General features: G+C 44.1%; 1 protein-coding gene and 1 pseudogene. Both read left to right on the plus strand.

Annotated elements, in window-relative coordinates; all coding sequences use genetic code 11:
- Window positions 1–59 precede the first annotated feature (59 nt).
- Entirely contained in the window at window positions 60–197 is a 138-nt protein-coding gene (locus Q0314_RS03145; RefSeq protein WP_298056419.1) for a hypothetical protein, read from the plus strand.
- A 630-nt stretch (window positions 198–827) separates the two neighbouring features.
- A pseudogene (locus tag Q0314_RS03150) lies at window positions 828–1,503 on the plus strand (aspartate/glutamate racemase family protein).
- Window positions 1,504–2,225: the final 722 nt, after the last annotated feature.

Genomic DNA, 2,225 nt, shown 5'->3' on the forward strand with positions numbered 1-2,225 from the left:
AGTAAATTTAGCTAAATTCGCGTGGCTGATTCGCGCGGTTTAAATTTGGCTTTGAGGCCATGATTTTTGGCTTTGTGCCGCTTTGGCGAGAAAATCTGGCGCGCAAAGCTCAAAAAAGCGGCGAAGCGATGATAAAAGCCCGAGTAAAATTCGCGCGAAATTTTATAAATTTTACCGCGCGAAACGACTATGTGTAAACGGCGCGTAAATTTCACGGCGCGAGATTAAAGCGCTAAAACGTAAAGCGGCGATGTCTGCACGGCAATGGGCGGGATCTAGGCGAAATTTGACGGCAAAATGCGGTTTTGGGCACTTGCGGGCGTAAAACGGAGGCGGTTTGGGCGTCAAGCTAGCATTTAAAAAACGCCGAAGCGGCTCTGGCAAAGCGCGCCAAAAACGTAGGCGAAAGACTTTCGGACGCGAACGTGTGAAATCCGCAGGCGATTTTACCTTGCAAAAAGATAAAGCTTTACCAAACCGCAAAGGACGTAAATTTAATCCGCCCGCGCGAAGTAATCAAAACGCCGCTTTAAGTCGGTTAAATTGATAAGCAAATTTAGGCCGCTAGCGCGCTAAAATTTGACCGCATCTTCGTTTTTGCGCCATTTAAATTTAGACCTAAATTCGCCCTCATCGGTTCATTAAATTTAGCGTGTCTGGTTGCGTTAAATTTGCCCTTTCGCGGCGGGCTAAATTTAAAGATTAAATTTGCGCGCCTAATTTTAGCTTGTTATTTTAGACGACTATTGCCAAATTTGACGCGGCAGACCACATTTAGAGCAAATTTAATTTAAAATCGTAAAATCGCCGAAATTTAAGGAGCAAATATGAAAAAAATCGGCCTAATCGGCGGGATGAGTTTTGAGTCTACGATAACGTATTACGAGCAAATAAATCGCAAAATAAACGAGCGTCTAGGCGGCCTTAGCAGCGCGGAGATACTGCTAAGCAGCGTAAATTTCGAGGAGATCGAGGTCTGCCAGCGCGAAAACAGATGGGAGGACGCGGCGAAATTTTGGCGCGTCACGCGAGGATTTTGCAAGGCGGCGGGGCTGATTTTATCTTCATCTGCACGAACACGATGCATAGGTGCTTTGATGCCGTGCAAAGCGCCGTTAGCGTGCCTGTGGCGCATATCGCGGATGCTACGCTAAAAGCGCTAAAAAACGCAGGCGTCGCCAAAGTAGGGCTGCTCGGCACCGTCTATACGATGACGCAGGATTTTTATAAAAGTCGGTTGATAGAGTGCTTTTGCCAAGCGCGGGAGATATGGCGGAAGTAAATCGCGTCATCTTTGAGGAGCTTTGCTACGGCAAAATCGCGCCTAGCTCAAAGGCGAATTTCTTGCACATCATCGAGGATTTTAGGTCGCGCGGCGCGTAAGGAGCGATACTTGGCTGCACCGAGATAGGCATGCTGGTATCGCAGGCGGATACGGATGTGCGGCTTTTTGATACGACGCAGATACACATAGATGCGGCAGTTGAGGCGGCGCTGTCGTAGTTTTTAGACGCAAAGGGGTTAAATTTACTCCGCGTCTTTAGATAAATTTGCGTAAATTTACGGCCTGCGCGGCATTTTACTTTTGGCGCTACGATTTTTATATCGTATTTTTAGACCCGCAAACGATAAATCTTATAAAAGGCAAAAGCAAGAATGGGTAAAATGTGGAGTAAACAGCGTTAAAAACGCTATTTTAGCAGATAGAAACATAAGGAAAAATAAGAACTAAAAACGTAAAATTTGCAAAATTTAGGTTTTTTGCATTTTGAAAGCCAAACCTTCAATTTGCCTCAAAAGCTTCAAAAACAGCTTCAAAATCCCTTTCAACCACGCCTTTTTTGACATGCGCCGCACCCTATGATAGTGCAATTTTCTAAATTTTCGCCGTCTATTAAGGTAGGCTCGTATTTTTCATTATCCTAAAATAGAGCTTTAGCCTTCGTTATCAGGTTTTTCTAAACGCTTGACGAATGCGTCGCCGCCGCAGTTTATGACGTGTGCATTGCCGCTTTTGCCGTGCTTATAAAAAAGAAGTTTGTCGTTAGAGATATCGCAACTTTTAAATTTGCGCGCTTTAATTTGCCGATATTTTAACGAGATTTGGGCGGCCTTATGCGCTGATTTCTTGGGGCTGGTCAAGTAAATTTAATAAACGTTACGAATTTCTACTTAACTGATAACAACTATCATAACTAAGCTATTTTTTAGCTAATCTATTTTAT

This window comes from uncultured Campylobacter sp. (assembly GCF_938040115.1).
In the GTDB taxonomy this organism is placed as follows: Bacteria; Campylobacterota; Campylobacteria; order Campylobacterales; family Campylobacteraceae; genus Campylobacter_A.